Below are 18,056 nucleotides of genomic sequence, written 5' to 3'. Positions count from 1 at the left end.
CTTTTGGAAGCATAACGATTTTATGCTTAATAAAATCGCTGAGTCTAAAAGCGTATTTTTTAAGGTATTACGACAAGAGGTGATGAAACGAGTGTATGTAACTTTTGATATAGGTGGAACGTCAATCAAACACGGTCTATTTACAACCAATGGGCAATTAACTTCCAAGAGTTCTTTTGCCACACCTTTAGAGAACAAAGAGGATTTTTACCAAAAACTCATTGAACAAATAAATATCTATGCTGAAACCTATACAGTTGAAGGAATAGGAATATCCTGTCCAGGTTTTATTGATTCCGATTCTGGAACTGCGATAACGGCAGGTGCTTTATATCCCTTATACAATGAAAATATTTTGCAACAACTTCAATCACGTTTAACTAAAAGCTATCCGCTGGCTATCGAAAATGATGCTAATTGTGCGGCTTTAGCTGAACAACAAAGTGGAAATGCCGTAAGCTGTGATGATTTTGTCTTAATGACAATCGGAACAGGTATTGGCGGCGCATTAATATTGAATGGCCAACTGTATAAAGGCAATCGTTATCGAGCTGGAGAATTTGGTCAAATGTATATTGATATTGGACAAAATCCAAATAAGACGACGCATGAACTCGCTGCTACAAGTGCTTTGGTTAATAAATATCGACAATATAAGAAAATTCCTGCTGAGATAGCAATTGAAGCAGCCAGTATTTTTTCAGAAATAGATCAAGATCCACAAGTAAAAAAAATAATTAATGAATGGACAGTGAATTTAGCAACGGTCATTTTTAATATAGCGAGCTTTATTAATCCTGAAAAAATACTTTTAGGTGGTGGAATTAGTGCCAATTCTTTGTTAATACCCTTACTTTTAGCTGAACTTGAAAAGAATCCCAATTGGCATGATTTAAGTTGTCCCGTTGAAGCTTGTCATTATTTAAATGAAGCTGGTCTACGAGGGGCTTATGGTTTGATAAATCAGCAAATTGAAAAGAGAAGAGGTATGAATCATGTATCACAGTAAATTAGATCATTTTCCTGATGGCTTTTTATGGGGAGCAGCTTCTGCTGCCTACCAAGTTGAAGGTGCTTTTGATACTGATGGTAAAGGCCCTTCTGTCTGGGACGATTTTGCCCATCATTCTGGGAAAACCTTCAAAGGAACAAATGGAAATGTAGCGGTGGACCATTATCATCACTATAAACAAGATATTGCTTTAATGGCTGAACAAGGTCTAAAAGCATATCGATTTTCAGTAGCTTGGTCACGTATCATTCCAGATGGAGAAGGAGAAATTAATCAAGCCGGTTTAGATTTTTACATTCGATTAGTTGATGAGCTAATCGCCCATAACATTGAAGCTATTTTAACTTTATACCATTGGGATTTACCTTTAGCCTTGCAAGAAAAATATAATGGTTGGGAATCTCGCCAAACGATTCAAGCCTTTATTAAATATTGTCGTGTTTTATTTGAAGCCTTAGGTGAGAAAGTGAAATATTGGATCACTTTCAATGAACAAAACGTTTTTACAGCGATGGGTTACCGCTGGGAAGCACATCCTCCCATTGTTTCGGATTTAAAACGTATGTATGCAGCCAATCATATGATTAATTTAGCCAATGCAGAAGCCATTCAATTATTTCATCAGATGGTTCATAACGGGAAAATTGGTCCTAGCTTTGGTTATGGTCCCACTTACAGTCTCAATAGTCGACCAGATAATATTCTTGCTGCCCTAAATGGTCATGAAATCAACAATCGTTGGTGGATGGATATTTATTGTAAAGGGTCGTATCCAAAATTTGCCTATAAGCAATTGAAAGAATTGGGCATTGCACCAGAAGTGACAGAAGCAGATCGTGCTTTATTAAAATCTGCCAAACCGGATTTTCTTGGCATTAATTATTACCATGGTGGCACCATGCAAGAAAATCGTATTGAAAATATTTCAGAACAAGGTCAAAAAGCAAAAGAATTTTCTGCCATAGACCCTTACTTAATGCAACCGAAAGAAGAACAATCACAAGCGCCCGAAATCCCGATGTTTGAATCTGTTTCAAATCCGTATTTGGAAACAACCGCTTGGGGATGGGAAATTGATCCGGTAGGTTTTAGAGTTGCTTTGCGCGAAATTTATGCAGAATATGATTTGCCGATATTTATTACGGAGAATGGTTTAGGTGCTTTTGATACAGTCGAAGAAGATGGCAGTATTCAAGATGATGATCGCATTCAATATTTGAATAATCATATATTAGAAATGCGTAAAGCATTAACTGATGGAGTTGAATTAATTGGCTACTGCGCTTGGTCATTTACAGATTTATTAAGCTGGCTAAATGGTTATAAAAAACGTTATGGTTTTGTTTATGTTAATCGAGACGATGACAGTGAAAAAGATTTAGCTCGCATTCCTAAGAAAAGTTTTTATTGGTATCAAGATTTAATTAATCAAAATGGTTTGAATGTAACCGAGAAAATTTAGAGAAGAGGGAAATAATGAAATATTCAAATGGTGGCTGGCTAGTTAAAGATGGTTTTGAAGTTAGTTACCCAGCGCATGTGTATACGACGCGAACAAAGGAGAATACCTTAATTTTATATGCACCATTTAGACATACAACGCATAAAGGAATGTCTTTAGATGGTGGAATGATGACCATCGAAATAAATAGTCCGCTTGAAAATATTGTTGGAATAAAGACGTATCATCACAAAGGTTTTAGACGGCCTGGTCCAGACTTTGAACTTTCCACTGAACATGTTAAAGTAGAAATGAATGAAACAGATGATGCTTATGAATATATCAATCATGATTTGAAGGTAGAAGTGGCTAAAGGCGATCAATTTAACTTACGTTTTTATTATAAAGATCAATTAATTACCGAAAGTAAACCGAGAGGACAAGCTTATGTTACAGATGCCGATAATCAGCCACATGTCAGTGAGCAATTAACCTTAGGCGTTGGTGAATATATCTATGGACTAGGAGAAAGGTTTACTCCCTTTGTTAAGAATGGGCAAACCGTTGACATATGGAATGAAGACGGCGGAACGGGAACTGAGCAAGCCTATAAAAATATTCCTTTTTACTTAAGTAGTAAAGGTTATGGTGTATTCGTTAATTCACCGGATAAAGTGAGTTTTGAAATTGCGAGTGAAAAAGTTTCGCGGGTGCAATTTAGCGTGTCCGGAGAAGAATTGGAATACTTTATCATCACTGGCGATAGCTTAAAAGAAGTACTAGGACGTTATACAGATTTAACTGGCAAACCTTCAATGCCACCAGCTTGGTCATTTGGATTATGGTTAAGCACCTCCTTTTTAACAGACTATGATGAAGCAACAGTCAACCAATTTGTAGATGGGATGATTGAACGTGATATTCCTTTAGAAGTTTTTCACTTTGACTGCTTATGGATGGAGGAATTTGAATGGGTTAACTTCAAATGGGATGAAAGAATGTTTCCAGAACCAGAACAAATGCTTAAGCGTCTAAAGGATAAAGGATTGAAAATATCCTTATGGATTAATCCCTATGTTGGACAAAAGTCGCCGATGTTTGACGAAGGAATGGAGAATGGTTACTTTATTAAACGCGCTAATGGCGATGTATGGCAATGGGATAAATGGCAAGCTGGCTTAGCTGTGATCGATTTTACCAACCCAGAGGCCGTTACTTGGTATACCGATAAACTGCGTGGACTTCTAGATATGGGGATCGATTCGTTTAAAACAGACTTTGGTGAACGGATTCCAGTAGACGTTGTTTATCATGATGGATCTGATCCACATAGAATGCATAACTACTATACGCAATTATACAATCAAATTGTTTTTGAACTAATCGAAGAAGAAAAAGGTAAAAATGAGGCTGTTTTATTTGCACGTTCAGCAACCGTCGGCGGTCAAAAGTTCCCCGTTCATTGGGGGGGAGACTGTACTTCGGATTATCCATCAATGGCTGAATCCCTTAGAGCAGGTCTATCATTTGGAATGAGTGGTTTTGGTTATTGGAGTCATGATATTGGAGGCTTTGAATCCGGTTGTACCCCAGACCTATATAAGCGTTGGACCCAATTTGGATTACTTTCTTCCCATAGTCGTTATCATGGTAGTTGGGAATATAAAGTGCCATGGTTGTATGGTGACGAAGCCGTAGATGTGACGCGAGCATTCACGAAATTGAAATTAAGCTTAATGCCTTATTTAATGAAAGAATCTGTCGCAACTATTAATCAAGGTATTCCGATGATGCGATCAATGGTATTAGAGTTTTCAGAAGACCTTAATACACATACGCTTGATCGCCAATATATGTTGGGAGAAAACTTGTTAGTGGCACCGATATTTACTGAAGATGGAAGGGTTGATTTTTATGTGCCAAATGGGAAATGGACGAATTATTTAACCAACGAAGTTTATGAAGGTGGAAAGTGGTACAACCAACAATATGATTATTTCAACTTACCATTGCTCGCTCGTCCAAATAGTATCATTATCGAAGGCAATACAGATAATCAAGCTGTTTATAACTATAGTGAAGATGTTACCATTCATGTATTTGAACTAGCTGAAGGTATGGAAGTGAAAGAAAATATCTATAACTCTGAAGGTGAATGGGTTGCTGATATTGTCATTTCACGAAAAGACAATCAATTAAATATAACAGCACAAAATCTAGACTCATTTACTTTAGTTTTACGAAATCTTCAAATTCAAGAAGGACAAGATTTAACGCAAGTAGAACACGACTTAGGAACGGCAATTGTCATAAATTCAAAGACACAAACGATTTTAATATAAGAAAAAGAAGGTGTTTTATTTCAATGCAAAAACAAATACTTAATCGGATGTTATACGGCGGAGACTATAATCCAGAGCAATGGCCGAAAGAGATTTGGGAAGAAGATATGCGCTTGTTTAAAAAAGCGCATATCAATTCCGCTTCAATTAATATTTTTGCTTGGGCTAAATTACAGTCTTCCGAAACAGATTACCATTTTGAAGATCTCGATGAAGTCGTTGCCTTGTTAAGTGAAGAAGGCCACGACATTGTCATGGCAACATCTACGGCATCACTGCCTGCCTGGTTAACAAGAAAATATCCCGATGTTAACCGAACTGATTTTGAAGGACGAAAACATCGCTTTAGCCATCGGCACAATCATTGTCCAAATAGTCCTTCTTTTCAAAAATATGCTTCTGCTTTAGTCGCAAGACTGGCAGAACGCTATGCAAACCACCCTCAAGTTAAAGTGTGGCATGTTTCGAATGAGTACAATGGAGAATGTTACTGTGACAATTGTGAAAAAGCCTTTCGGGTATGGTTAAAAAATAAATATCACAGTATTGAAGCCGTTAATACAGCTTGGAACCTTAATTTCTGGGGCCATACAGTTTACAGTTTTGATGACATCGTCGTTCCTAATTACTTAGGTGATGGTGTGAGTGACAGGCAAACAGCATTTGCAGGTCTTTCAGTTGATTATCGCCGTTTTATGTCTGAAAGCTTACTAAATAACTATAAGATGGAACGCGATATTATCAAAAAATATGCTCCTGAAGCGCCTGTGACGACGAATTTAATGGGAACATTTAAAGGATTAGACTCCTTTGCATGGGCAAAAGAAATGGATATTATCTCTTGGGACAATTATCCACACTATGAGCCGGATTGGGCATTTACATCCTTATCGCATGATTTAATGCGTGGTTTGAAAAATGGGCAAAGCTTTATGTTAATGGAGTCTTCTCCTAGCCAACAAAACTGGATGCCATATAACGTACTAAAAAAACCAGGACAACTGCGTTCAATCAGCTATCATGCCGTGGCGCATGGGGCCGATACGGTTCAATATTTCCAATTAAGACAGTCTATTGGTGGCAATGAGAAATTCCATGGTTCCGTTATTTCGCATGCGGGACATGAAAACACAAGGGTATTTAAAGAAGTGACAGAAATTGGCGTAGAATCAGAAAAATTATCTGATTCAATTGTTGGTGCCACAACGCCTGCTCGTGTAGGGATCTTATTTGATTGGGATAATTACTGGGCGTTGGAATATACCAGTGGTCCTAATGTCGACTTGTATTATGTGAATCAAATTCTTCATTATTATCGTTATTTCCATCAGAATAATATTCCAATTGATATGTTAGGTTATGATGCTGATTTTTCTGCTTATGATGTCGTTGTTGCTCCCGTTCTATACATGATAAAAGATGATATTGTTGAACGGTTAGAACAATTTGTTGAAAATGGTGGGCATTTTGTGACTACTTTTATGAGTGGGATTGTTGATCAAAGTGACAATGTTATTCTTGGAGGCTATCCTGGTCCATTACGGAAGCTATTAGGCATTTGGGTAGAAGAAATTGATGCGTTAACTCCTAATCAATCTAATCATATCGTAAGTGTAAGTGCGGCAAAGGAAAATAAAGAATATTCTGGAAGCCTAGTAAGTGATATTCTTCACCTTGAAGGAGCCGAAGCTGTTATGGTCTACGATGATAATTTTTATACTGGGTCTCCAGTGGTTACTGTAAATAATTTTGGTAAAGGAAAAGCTTGGTATATAGGAACGCTACCGAATGAAAATTTAAGGGATACAATTTTAAATGAAATTGTTGACCTACAAAACATTCAAAGCCTAGGTCATACTCCAGAAAATGTAGAATTATCGATTCGTTCTAAAAATGGTCAAGATTTTATCTTTGTCATTAATCATAATTCAGAAGCGGTGAGCTTTGATGCGGACTATGCAGGTTGTACTGACCTGTTAACAGATACAACAGTCGAAAATGAACTAAACTTACCTGCTTTTGGCGTTATGATTTTAAGTAAACTGTAAAGGTAGGTACTGGTGTATGACACTATTAGCAGTTGATATCGGAGGTTCATCGATTAAATATGGTTGGTGGAAAGATTCACAATTAGTGGATGTAGACGAGTTTCCAACGCCAAGCAGTTGGAAAGAATTAAGTTTAGCTATTGAAAGATTAGTTGCGATTGATGCTTCTGTAAAAGGTTTAGCTATCAGTATTCCTGGAGTTGTAGACGCCGTAAAAGGTGAAATTAGAGGCTTTAGTGCTATTCCTTATATTCATCATTTTCCCATTGTCGCTGAGTTAGAGTCTTTATTACAGATCCCGATTGCTATTGAAAATGATGCGAATTGTGCAGCGTTGGCTGAAATTGAATTTGGCGCTGCTAAGGATGTTGATAGTGCAGCTTTCTTTATTTTAGGTTCTGGGATTGGTGGATCTGTCATGATTGATCGAAAACTGATAAGAGGCGCAAATTTATTTGGTGGTGAATTTGGATATTTATTATTAGAAAAATCGCATAACTTAAGTGGGCTTGCCAGTCCTGTTAATATTGCTAATAATTATTCAAAAGAAGAAGGGTTGATTCCGCCTATCGATGGACGACAATTATTTGACTTATCTGATCAAGGCGTCCCTTCAGCGGTTAAAGCTATTGAAGAATTTAACTACTATCTAGCTAAAGGAATATTTAATGTGTGCTTAACAATAGATCCACAAGTGGTTGTTATTGGTGGTGCAATTTCTAGTAGACCCAACTTAACCGAACCTATTAAACAACAACTTGAACAAATAAAGCTTCAACAACATGCTGAAAACCTAAGTATTGAATTAAAGGTTTGTCATTTCCAGCAGAAAGCAAATCTTGTTGGTGCAGTAGTCAATTTCAATCAATGGTTGAATAAAATATAGGAGGAAAACATGACAAAACAATTTCCAAACGGCTTTTATTGGGGGGCAGCGACTTCTGGTCCGCAAGCAGAAGGACGTTTCAATAAAAAACATACGAATGTATTTGATTATTGGTACGATACAGAGCCAGAAGCATTTTATAATCAAGTAGGTCCGAACACGGCCTCGAACTTTTACAATTCATATAAAGAAGATATCCAATTGATGAAACAGACAGGATTAAACAGTCTGCGGATTTCAATCCAATGGTCGCGTTTAATTGACGATTTTGAAAAAAATACAGTCGAACCCGATGGCGTTAGATACTACAATGCGGTCATCGATGAAATGCTCGATCAAGGGATAGAACCATTTATAAATTTGCATCACTTTGATTTACCTGTAGCGTTATACGATAAGTATGGAGGATGGGAATCGCGCCATGTGGTCGATTTATTTGTTGGTTTTGCGGAAAAATGTTTTGAATTATTTGGTGATCGAGTTAAATATTGGATGACACATAATGAACCGCTGGTGGTTGTTGAGGGCCAGTACTTATATCGATTCCACTATCCTAAATTAGTTGATGGTAAAAAAGCTGTTCAAGTAGCCTATCATTTGAATTTATCTTCAGCTCTTGCCATCAAGAAATTTAAGGAGTTTAATTTTGAACATTCTCAAATTGGAGTTGTCTTAAATTTAACTCCGACCTACGCAGCTTCAGATAGTAAAGCTGATCAAAAAGCAGCTCGGATTGCTGAATTATGGAATAATAAAATGTTCTTAGAACCAGCTATTCATGGCTATTTTCCAGAGGAGCTTGTTGAAATATTAGAAGGAGACGGCGTTTTATGGAATGCGACTGAAGAAGATTTAGCTGCTATCGCTGAAAACACGGTTGATTTCTTAGGCGTTAATTTCTATCATCCCAATCGTGTTAAAGCTCCAGATATTGCGCCTAATTCAGTTGGCGCCTGGATGCCGAATCGTTATTATGATGGCTATCAAATGCCTGGTAGAAGAATGAATGTAGATCGTGGATGGGAAATTTATCCTCAAGCCTTATATGATATCGCGATTAATATTAAAGACAATTATAAAAATATCCCTTGGTTTGTATCCGAAAATGGAATGGGCGTTTCAAATGAAGAAAAGTTTATGAATTCAGAAGGTGTAGTTGAAGACCAATATCGTATTGATTTTATACATGATCACTTATCTTGTTTACATCAAGGAATTGAAGAAGGGTCTAACTGCTTTGGTTATCATTTATGGACACCCATTGATTGTTGGTCTTGGTCTAATGCTTACAAAAACCGATATGGTCTCATCTCGAATGATATTCGTACACAAATTAAGACGATTAAGAAATCTGGTTATTGGTTTAAGAAAGTTGCGGAGAAAAATGGGATAGAGGATTAAAAAACAAATGAAAGTTTTTAAGTTAAAGGCTATTGCAATTATTTTGTGATAGCTTTTTTATTTTGGCTATGTCGAACCGGATTGCTTTTTTGGATACTTCAAAAGAAAGATTTCTTTATAGGAAATAAAAATGTGGTATTTATTTTAAAGTGTTTTAAAATATTTTTTGTTATTAAGGAAGAAGAAAAATGATATAAATGTTGATAAAAAGGTGCTATCAAGCAAAAAAACTTTTTCTTGAAACCGCTTGACAATTACAAACGAGTTAAGCTACAATAAGTATAGAATTTCTTATACAGGTAATTTAATTTCTAAAAAAGAAACTAAAGGAGAATGATTTTGGAAACAGCTTATAGAACATATTATGCAAATGGCCCTAAGGATGTCGAACATTATTCAACTACTCAATTGCGAGAAGATTTTTTAGTAGAGAAAATTTTTGAACCAGGAAAAGTTTTATTAAACTATACTCATAATGATCGTCAAATTTTTGGAGGTGTAACTCCAACAGACGGTGAATTAGAAATCGTTCTAAACAAATCACTTGGTGTTGAATACTTCTTAGAAAGAAGAGAATTAGGTGTTATTAACATTGGTGGGCCTGGAAGCATTATTATTGAAGGTAAAGAAGAACCGATGAAGAAACAAGATGGTTACTATATTGGTAAAGAAACCAAAGATGTTCGCTTTAAATCGGATGATGCATCGAATCCAGCTAAATTCTATGTTGTTTCTACACCAGCCCATCATAAATACCCAACGGTTAAGATTTCAATCGATAACATCCAACCGAAAGTAACAGGGGATGCTAAGACATTAAATCACCGTAGTATTTATCAATATATCCATCCAAATGTGTGTGAAAGTTGCCAACTACAAATGGGTTATACAATCTTATCTGAAGGTAGTGCTTGGAATACAATGCCTACACATACTCATGAAAGAAGAATGGAAACTTATCTATACTTTGATATGGAAGCTGACACACGTATCTTCCACTTTATGGGTGAACCAACTGCGACAAAACATTTAGTTATGTCAAATGAACAAGCTGCAATTTCACCAAGTTGGTCAATTCACTCAGGTGTTGGAACAAGTGATTATACATTCATTTGGGCAATGTGTGGAGAAAACATTACCTATGAAGATATGGATCACGTTGCAATGCAAGATTTAGCTTAATAAGAATTGTTCTATTAATAGAAAATATAAATAGGAGGAATATAAATGGTAGATTTTTCAATGGATTCATTTTCATTAGAAGGTAAAGTTGCCTTAGTTACTGGAGCAACTTACGGAATTGGATTCGCAATTGGTTCATCACTAGCTCAAGCGGGAGCAACTCTTGTGTTTAATGATATCAATCAAGAACTGGTTGATAAAGGATTAGCAGCTTATGAAGAAGCTGGAATTAAAGCGCATGGTTATGTTGCTAACGTAACAGACGAAGATGCTGTCAATGAATTGGTAGCGAAAATTAATGAAGATGTAGGTGTTGTTGATATTCTTGTTAACAATGCTGGAATCATTAAACGTATTCCAATGCACGAAATGTCTGCAGCTGAGTGGCGTCAAGTAGTTGATATTGACTTAACTGGTCCATTCATCATGGCTAAAGCAGTTATTCCAGGAATGATTGAAAAAGGTGCAGGGAAAATCATTAATATTTGTTCATTGATGAGTGAATTAGGTCGTCAAACAGTTTCAGCATATGCTGCTGCTAAAGGTGGCTTGAAAATGTTAACACGTAACATTGCGGCTGAATATGGTGAGCACAATATCCAATGTAACGGAATTGGACCTGGTTATATCGAAACACCACAAACAGCACCAATACGTGTTGACGGACATCCGTTCAACGAATTTATTATCCAAAAAACGCCTGCAGCTCGCTGGGGTACAACAGAAGATCTAAAAGGACCAGCTGTCTTCTTAGCTTCTCAAGCATCCGATTTTGTAAACGGACATATTTTATATGTTGATGGTGGTATTTTAGCTTCGATTGGTAAGCAACCAGAATCATAATCATAAATTAATTAAATCAATTTGCAAATAAAGAACAGCTGATATAATATTTATTTAGGCTGTTCTTTTTAATTTATATACGGGAAGGAGGAAGAAATATGACTGGAAAAAAACTTTACGGAACGGTATTGATTAAAGCAGACTTGTTGATTGAGGCATTGTATGGCGCTGATCATCCTTTAACATTAGCAGAATTAGCTGATATGACAGAATTGACACGCTCAACGGCTTTAAAAATATTAGAAACTTTGGAGCATATTGGTTATGTGATTAAAAACCAACAAACCAAAAAATACTCCATTGGATTTAAACTTATGAAATATGGGTCTCGAGAATTAAATGCGGATGATTTACAGAGTTTAGTGAAAGACCCTCTAGAGAGATTACATAAGCATTTTAATGAGACAGTTCATATGGGGATTTTTAAAAATGATCGGATTGTTACCATTGATAAATATGAATCTGCTAAGCCGGTTATTTGTATTTCTTCTGCCGTTGGAGAGACAAAAGATCTCTATAGTTCTGGAATGGGTAAGGCGGTATTAGCTGAACTTGATAATAAGAAGTTACTAAATTACTTAAATAATCATGAGTTCGTTGCTAAAACGACGAATACAATACGTGAGACGCAGAGATTATTAACTGAAATAGACGAAATTCGCTTAAAAGGTTATTCGATTGATAACGAGGAAAATGAGGAAGGTGTGTATTGTGTGGGAGCGTCTATCACACATGAAATACCGGATGGGGGCAAACAAATTATTGGAGCCTTTAGTTTAAGCCTTCCGATTTTTAGAGCAACTGATGATTTTTTAGAGGAAATTTATGAAGCAATCCTTGCAACGAAAGCCGAAATAAATGCGGTGTTTTAGTTTAGATTAATATACGGATTTGGATGATTACCGTCATTAAATAACAGCCAGTGTGATAATGTCACGCTGGCTGTTTGTGTTTCTAAAGTTATGCAGTTATCAAGCTTATTTTGTGTCTGTAATCTTTTTAACGGTATCACGTTCAATTAATTTAGAACTTATAATGATACGTTTAGAAATAGAATTACTGTTATTAATGCGATTATGGAGCGTATCGAGACCGACTTGGCCCATTTCTTCAGTAAAGATTTTCACTGTCGTTAAAGCGGGTGTTAAATATTGTGAAACGGATAAGTCGTTAATACTGATGACGCTAATATCATCTGGAACAGCAATCTTATTTTCGCGCAAAGCGTTTAATACCCCTAGAGCCATTCCATCATTAACCACAAAAATTGCCGTAGGTAACTGATCTTTGTTATCACGAATTAATTGTTGACCTAAAGCATAACCGACATCCAGGTTCGATTTTGTCGTTTCTTCGAAATAAAAAAGAGAATCATCAAAAAGCCCATGATAACTTAAAAAATCAATAAAAGTATAAATCGCCGGTGATTTATATTGACGGAAACCATGCAATGTTGCCTTGTTTTCAGCACCAATAAAAGCAATCTCACGATGCCCATTATCAATAAGGTAAGTTAAAGCTAGTTCAGCGGCTTGGACAAAATCACCATTGATAGTATCGAATTGGTTGAGTGGGTAATTAGATCCAATAAAAACAACATTTTTATGCATTTTTGCAATGGTATTAACGGTTTTTTGGTCAAATTTTCCAATAGCTAAAACCCCAGCAACATCCTCGTTTAAAACTTGGTCATTTGGAGTAACTTTTAGTAATGAAAACCCTAACTCTGCAGCACGACGCTCAACGCCAATACGAATTGACATATAATAAATATCTTCTATCTCTTCATGCATGTCTAACCACTGCACCACAGCAATGTTGGTTAGTAATTCATCTCTCTTCATTTTTTTCTCAATGTGTTTGGTGTAATTTAACTTCTCAGCTGTTTCGAAAATTTTTTGTTTTGTTTCATCTGTTACCGATAATGTAGGATCATAATTGAGAACACGTGAAACGGTCGCGATAGATAAGTCCGTTTTTTCAGCGATATCTTTGATTGTAGTCATTGTGCACATCCTTAAAGAATTTTAGTAAAATAAAAATAAAAAAAACAACTAAAACTATTGAATAAATATATAGTGTAAAGTATAATAATGAAAAAGAAAGCGCAATCATGTATTATAATACCATTTTTTAGATGTTAATCCGAGTAAAAAACATAAAATATTTAACTAAAAAAGGTGATTGAATGATCCGAACATCAAAATATGAGAACAAACAATTTGAAAGTAAAGATGACTTTAAAGAAAGCTTTTTAGACATCATGCAGCCTTTGATTGTTTTAATGAGAAATGGTCGTAAAGGCCGTATCGATTTAGGCGAATCTGGTACAGTCTATTCAGAGGATATACGACACATTGAATCATTCCTCCGCCCTCTGTGGGCATTTGGTCCTTTCCTTGTATCCTATCACAATAAAGAGTTAGAAACGATCTATCTTGAAGGGATTAGAGCAGGTGTTAATCCTGAACATCCCGATTATTGGGGGTTAGTGAATGATTATGACCAACGCCTAGTTGAGATGGCTTCCTTAGCGACGACTTTATTATTAGCTAAAGATAAGACTTGGGACTTGTTGAATGAAAAGGAACAAAATCAATTACATGCGTGGTTAATGCAAATTAATATGCATGAGATACCCAAAAGTAATTGGTTATTTTTTAGAATTTTAGTAAATATTTCAATGATGCATTGTAACAAAGATTATGATTTACAGCAAGTTTCAGATGATCTAGATATTATTGAAAATTCTTATATCGGAAATGGATGGTATTTTGATGAAAATCCTACACAAATAGACTACTATATTTCATTTGCCATTCACTTCTATAGTCTTATTTATTACAAATTTATGCAAAATCACGACAGTGAACGAGCTTTACGGTTGAAAAATCGTTCCGTTGAATTCGCTCAAAGTTTCAAACATTGGTTTGATGAAAAAGGGGAAGCACTACCATTTGGCCGAAGTTTATCCTATCGTTTTGCACAAGTCGGCTTTTGGTCTGCACTTGTCTTTGCAGATGTTGAAGCCATTCCTTGGGGCGAAATGAAGGGGATTATCAGTCGGAATATGCAGCAATGGATGGCGAAGGAGATATTTTCTCGAGATGGTGTCTTAACGATTGGCTATCATTACCCTAATTTGGTAATGGCTGAAGGTTATAATTCGCTAGGTTCTCCCTATTGGTCATTAAAGACATACTTGCTTATGGCTGTTCCGGATGAACATCCTTTTTGGAAAGCTGACCCAAAGCCCCTAACTTTACCTACAAATCAATTAGCTATTCCAGCAGCACGCATGCTAATTTCTCATAGTAAAAATCAGTTGCAGGCGTATGTGGCGGGACAATTAGAACAAAAACAAGCTCATGTGGATGCCAAATATAGTAAATTAGTTTATTCGACTACATTTGGATTTAGTGTTTCCAAAGGGTCTATTTACTATAAGCAAGGTGGTTTTGATTCTGCACTAGCCTTATCTGAAGAAAATACTTATTTTAGAAGTAAATTAGTAACAGATGAATATATCATTCATGATGATTACGTCATAAGTTATTGGCGGCCGTGGCCAAATGTTCAGATAAAAACGACGGTTATTCCGATTGACGATTGGCATCTTCGCATTCACGATATAACGAATGAACATGCGTTAACAGCTATTGAAGGTGGTTTTTCTAGTCCGGTCCACTCAACAGATACCATACGAAAAATGGAAAACGGCATTTGCTATCAATCCAGAATCGGACAATCCACACTAATAAATATCTCTGGATATCAAGATGCTCAAATTCATTATCCAGAACCGAATACGAATATATACTTTAGTCGATCTGCTTACCCTATGATGGAAGTTCGATTAGAGGAAGGAAGACATCAATTAGTAAGTTTAGTAGGAGGTAGTGTTCATTGCGAAAACGCAGAGCTACCTAGAGTAGCAATAAAAAATAACATCTTTACGATTGAATATAATGGCAAGATAAAGATTGTAGATGTAGGTGAAAACTCATAAATCAAATTAATATGACTCGTTTGATTCAAGAAATCAACAACGATACAGCTTTTTTGTTACAAGAAAATGATATACAACCAATTTCGATTGATGGCTATAAAGCTTATCTTGAAACAGGTAATCGTTTGATGTTTGAATCTGAGTACTTTAATAGACGTAGACAGCTGGTGACTTTAGCTTTGCATGTTGTAATAGATTCTGATCCAAAAGAAACTATTGCCTTACTTGAACAAGTTATCTGGGAAGTTTGTAATGAATATTCATGGGCGCTACCTGCACATTTAGAAAAAGATAGTGACAGCACTTTTTCAACTAATAGTCCATCCATGATTGATTTATTTGCTGCCGAAACAGCACAAACTTTATCTGAAATTAGAGAAATTCTTGAATATCACTTATCTAAATTCATTATAGAACGAATCGAGTATGAGATAGAAAAACGAATCTTAACCCCATTTGAGAGTAGACCATGGACATGGGAACGGTTAGACAATAACTGGAGTAGTGTAATTGCCTCTTGTATTGGCATGACAAGCTTGAGCTTAATGGATAAAGATTCGCCTCGTCTGCATGCTATTCTAGACCGTTTAGACCAATCATTTTATGCCTATTTTTCTAGCTTTAGTGATGATGGTGTTTGTGAAGAAGGTATTTCTTATTGGACTTATGGCTTTGGATATTACTGCTATTTTGCAGAAAAATATCAGAGGATATTTAATGATGAAAAATATACCAAGAATCCACTGCTTACAAATATTGCTGCTTTTCCTTTTGCTGTCCAAATTAGTGAGAAACAGTTCATTCCATTTTCAGATTCACAAATGACAACGCTACCAATCGGCTTGCTTAGTTTCTGTCAGAACACTTTTCAAGTCAATGTTCCATATGCTAATGAAGCCCCAAGTTTACATTTTGATCATTGCTACCGATGGGCACATTTATATCGGAATTTACTTTGGGCGGGAGAGATTAAAGCTCAAGTTGCAAATAAAATACATTATTTCCCTGATGCCGAATGGTTGTTGGTAAACGATAAAGAAACTCAACTTCTTTTTGCGGCTAAAGGCGGTAATAATAATGAAAGTCATAACCACAACGATGTTGGCCATTTTATTATAGGGACTCAAGATGAGCTATTTCTTACAGATTTAGGAGCAGGTGAGTATACACAAGCATATTTTCATAACGAAACGCGTTACACTTTTCTAAACAACCGATCGTTAGGTCATTCTGTTCCATTTATTAATTATACTGAACAACGCGCAGGTAGATTTGCAGCTAAGAAGACACAGTTCCAAGATAACGAAAATGGTTGGTTATTTTCGATGGAACTGGATGATGTATACAGTGAAAATGCATTTATTAATCGATTTTATCGTCAATGGCATTGGGATTATTTAAATGACGCGTTAATACTTACAGATGAAATTGAATTCAGTCGTAAAAAAGGAAATTCGATAATTCAAAACTTTGTAAGTCGTATTGAACCGGTTGTAAGGAATGATGTTATTTATTGGAAAGGGGCTGATAAGCAGTTAGAGCTACACTTTAAGAATGAAGGTGAACAAATTGTAGTCATTCCAGAAGTGATTCAAGCTCATGATGGTAAGAATCAGGAAGTGTTTAGGCTGATATTGGTGTTGTCGGATGTCAAGAGAGACTATCGTAAAGACTTGTATTTTAAACTACGGAATTTTTAAGGTGGAGTAATATGGTTGACAAATTAAATGAATTAAAAGGGGACTTGAAATCCGTCATTACAGATGAAATCAATTTTGTTTTATCAAAAATTCGAGCAAATCTACCAGTTTTTTATGACACGACCCCATGGGCTGCTTCAAAAAATATGGTTTATCAAGCAGAGCCTAATGCATATTGGACATCTAGCTTCTGGCTAGGGATGTTATTTTTAGCCAAAGAAGTCACAAAAAGCCAAGAGTTTGATGATATTATCAATAAACAGCTTGAGAGTTTTAGAAATCGTTTGGATAATGATATTGAACTTGATACCCATGACATAGGATTTTTATATAGTTTGTCTGCAGTAGCAGATTATAAAGTCAATGGAAACCTTAAATCCAAAGAGCTAGCTATAAGAGCCGCGCAGCGTCTAATGCAACGTTACAATGAAAAATCAGGTGTTATCCAGGCTTGGGGTAATTTAGAAGATGTTAATGAAAATGGGCGCATGATTATTGATTGTTTAATGAACTTACCTCTCTTATTTTTTGCTTCTGAAAACAGTGGAGATGACCAGTATCGAGTTGCTGCAACAAGACATGCTAAGCAAACACAAAAATATATTGTTCGTGACAATGCTACGACATATCATACGTATTTCTTTGATCGTCAAACTGGACTAGGTGTCAAAGGATCAACAGCTCAAGGTTTTTCAGATGATTCTTGTTGGGCAAGAGGTCAAGCTTGGGGGATTTATGGCTTTACTTTAAGTTATATCTATACGGGAGACTATAGTTTTATCGAAACTGCAAAAGAAGTGGCTGATTATTTCTTATCACAACTGCCTGCAGATAAGGTAGTATATTGGGATTTAATCTTTAATGATGGAAGCAACGAAGAGCGCGATAGCTCTGCTGCTGCTATTGCTGGCTGTGGTCTTCTGGAATTAGCAAGACAGTTACCGATAACTGATTCAAGAAGAAAAAATTATGAAGAAAAAGCACTCGAGATTATTTTATCACTGAGCCAAAACTATACGACTAAAGATTTAGAAGATTCAAATGCAGTCCTAAAGCATGCTGTATATGACAAAAATAATGATAAAGGTGTAGATGAAGCTATGATTTGGGGAGATTATTTTTATTTTGAAAGTCTCGTTCGCCTGAATCAAAGTTGGAATCTATATTGGTAAAATTAATGGAGGGAAAAATA

Annotated in this window: 13 protein-coding genes; 12 read left to right on the top strand and 1 reads right to left on the bottom strand. The window is 35.9% G+C overall.

Annotated features, from left to right (window positions below):
• The first annotated feature begins 82 nt into the window (after window positions 1–82).
• The 9 genes from ACTQ54_RS09695 to ACTQ54_RS09655 all read left to right on the top strand — a co-directional run bounded on the left by ACTQ54_RS09695 (window position 83) and on the right by ACTQ54_RS09655 (window position 12,027).
• Window positions 83–1,009, top strand: coding sequence for an ROK family protein (locus ACTQ54_RS09695; RefSeq protein WP_441756363.1), 927 nt, complete (start codon window positions 83–85; stop codon window positions 1,007–1,009).
• A complete protein-coding gene (locus tag ACTQ54_RS09690) occupies window positions 996–2,474 on the top strand; it encodes a glycoside hydrolase family 1 protein (RefSeq protein WP_441756361.1) in 1,479 nt (492 codons plus the stop codon). Before ACTQ54_RS09695 ends, ACTQ54_RS09690 begins: the two co-directional genes overlap by 14 nt.
• Window positions 2,475–2,488: 14 nt before the next feature.
• On the top strand, window positions 2,489–4,795 hold the full coding sequence (gene yicI / locus ACTQ54_RS09685) for an alpha-xylosidase (RefSeq protein WP_441756359.1): 2,307 nt from the start codon (window positions 2,489–2,491) through the stop codon (window positions 4,793–4,795).
• Between the two features lie 23 nt (window positions 4,796–4,818).
• Complete coding sequence (locus ACTQ54_RS09680; protein ID WP_441756357.1) at window positions 4,819–6,843, top strand: beta-galactosidase; 2,025 nt, start codon at window positions 4,819–4,821, stop codon at window positions 6,841–6,843.
• A 16-nt stretch (window positions 6,844–6,859) separates the two neighbouring features.
• Entirely contained in the window at window positions 6,860–7,729 is an 870-nt protein-coding gene (locus tag ACTQ54_RS09675; RefSeq protein WP_441756355.1) for an ROK family protein, read from the top strand.
• A gap of 9 nt (window positions 7,730–7,738) precedes the next feature.
• On the top strand, window positions 7,739–9,130 hold the full coding sequence (locus tag ACTQ54_RS09670) for a glycoside hydrolase family 1 protein (RefSeq protein WP_441756353.1): 1,392 nt from the start codon (window positions 7,739–7,741) through the stop codon (window positions 9,128–9,130).
• 339 nt (window positions 9,131–9,469) lie between these two features.
• Complete coding sequence (gene kduI, locus ACTQ54_RS09665) at window positions 9,470–10,312, top strand: 5-dehydro-4-deoxy-D-glucuronate isomerase (protein WP_441756351.1); 843 nt, start codon at window positions 9,470–9,472, stop codon at window positions 10,310–10,312.
• A gap of 45 nt (window positions 10,313–10,357) precedes the next feature.
• Window positions 10,358–11,155, top strand: a complete 798-nt coding sequence (locus ACTQ54_RS09660; RefSeq protein WP_441756349.1) for a gluconate 5-dehydrogenase — start codon at window positions 10,358–10,360, stop codon at window positions 11,153–11,155.
• 98 nt (window positions 11,156–11,253) lie between these two features.
• Window positions 11,254–12,027 (top strand): IclR family transcriptional regulator, encoded by a 774-nt coding sequence (locus ACTQ54_RS09655; protein WP_441756347.1) that lies wholly within the window; start codon window positions 11,254–11,256, stop codon window positions 12,025–12,027.
• A gap of 105 nt (window positions 12,028–12,132) precedes the next feature.
• Here ACTQ54_RS09655 and ACTQ54_RS09650 read toward each other — a convergent pair whose 3' ends face one another.
• A complete protein-coding gene (locus tag ACTQ54_RS09650) occupies window positions 12,133–13,161 on the bottom strand; it encodes a LacI family DNA-binding transcriptional regulator (protein WP_441756345.1) in 1,029 nt (342 codons plus the stop codon).
• Window positions 13,162–13,343: 182 nt separating this feature from the next.
• Here ACTQ54_RS09650 and ACTQ54_RS09645 point away from each other — a divergent pair, with 182 nt between their 5' ends.
• From ACTQ54_RS09645 to ACTQ54_RS09635, 3 genes are read left to right on the top strand one after another with little or no spacing between them, the layout of a single operon-like run.
• Window positions 13,344–15,164 carry a DUF2264 domain-containing protein gene (locus ACTQ54_RS09645; protein WP_441756343.1) on the top strand — a complete coding sequence of 607 codons (1,821 nt, stop codon included), beginning with the start codon at window positions 13,344–13,346 and terminating at the stop codon, window positions 15,162–15,164.
• An 11-nt stretch (window positions 15,165–15,175) separates the two neighbouring features.
• The gene (locus ACTQ54_RS09640; RefSeq protein WP_441756341.1) at window positions 15,176–16,864 is read left to right on the top strand and encodes a hypothetical protein; all 1,689 of its coding nucleotides are present in this window, start codon (window positions 15,176–15,178) and stop codon (window positions 16,862–16,864) included.
• 11 nt (window positions 16,865–16,875) lie between these two features.
• Complete coding sequence (locus tag ACTQ54_RS09635) at window positions 16,876–18,036, top strand: glycoside hydrolase family 88 protein (RefSeq protein WP_441756340.1); 1,161 nt, start codon at window positions 16,876–16,878, stop codon at window positions 18,034–18,036.
• The last annotated feature ends 20 nt before the right edge of the window (window positions 18,037–18,056 follow it).

This window comes from Fundicoccus sp. Sow4_H7 (assembly GCF_052115865.1).
Classification (GTDB): domain Bacteria; phylum Bacillota; class Bacilli; order Lactobacillales; family Aerococcaceae; genus Fundicoccus_A.
This window is presented reverse-complemented; position numbering and strand designations above follow the sequence as displayed.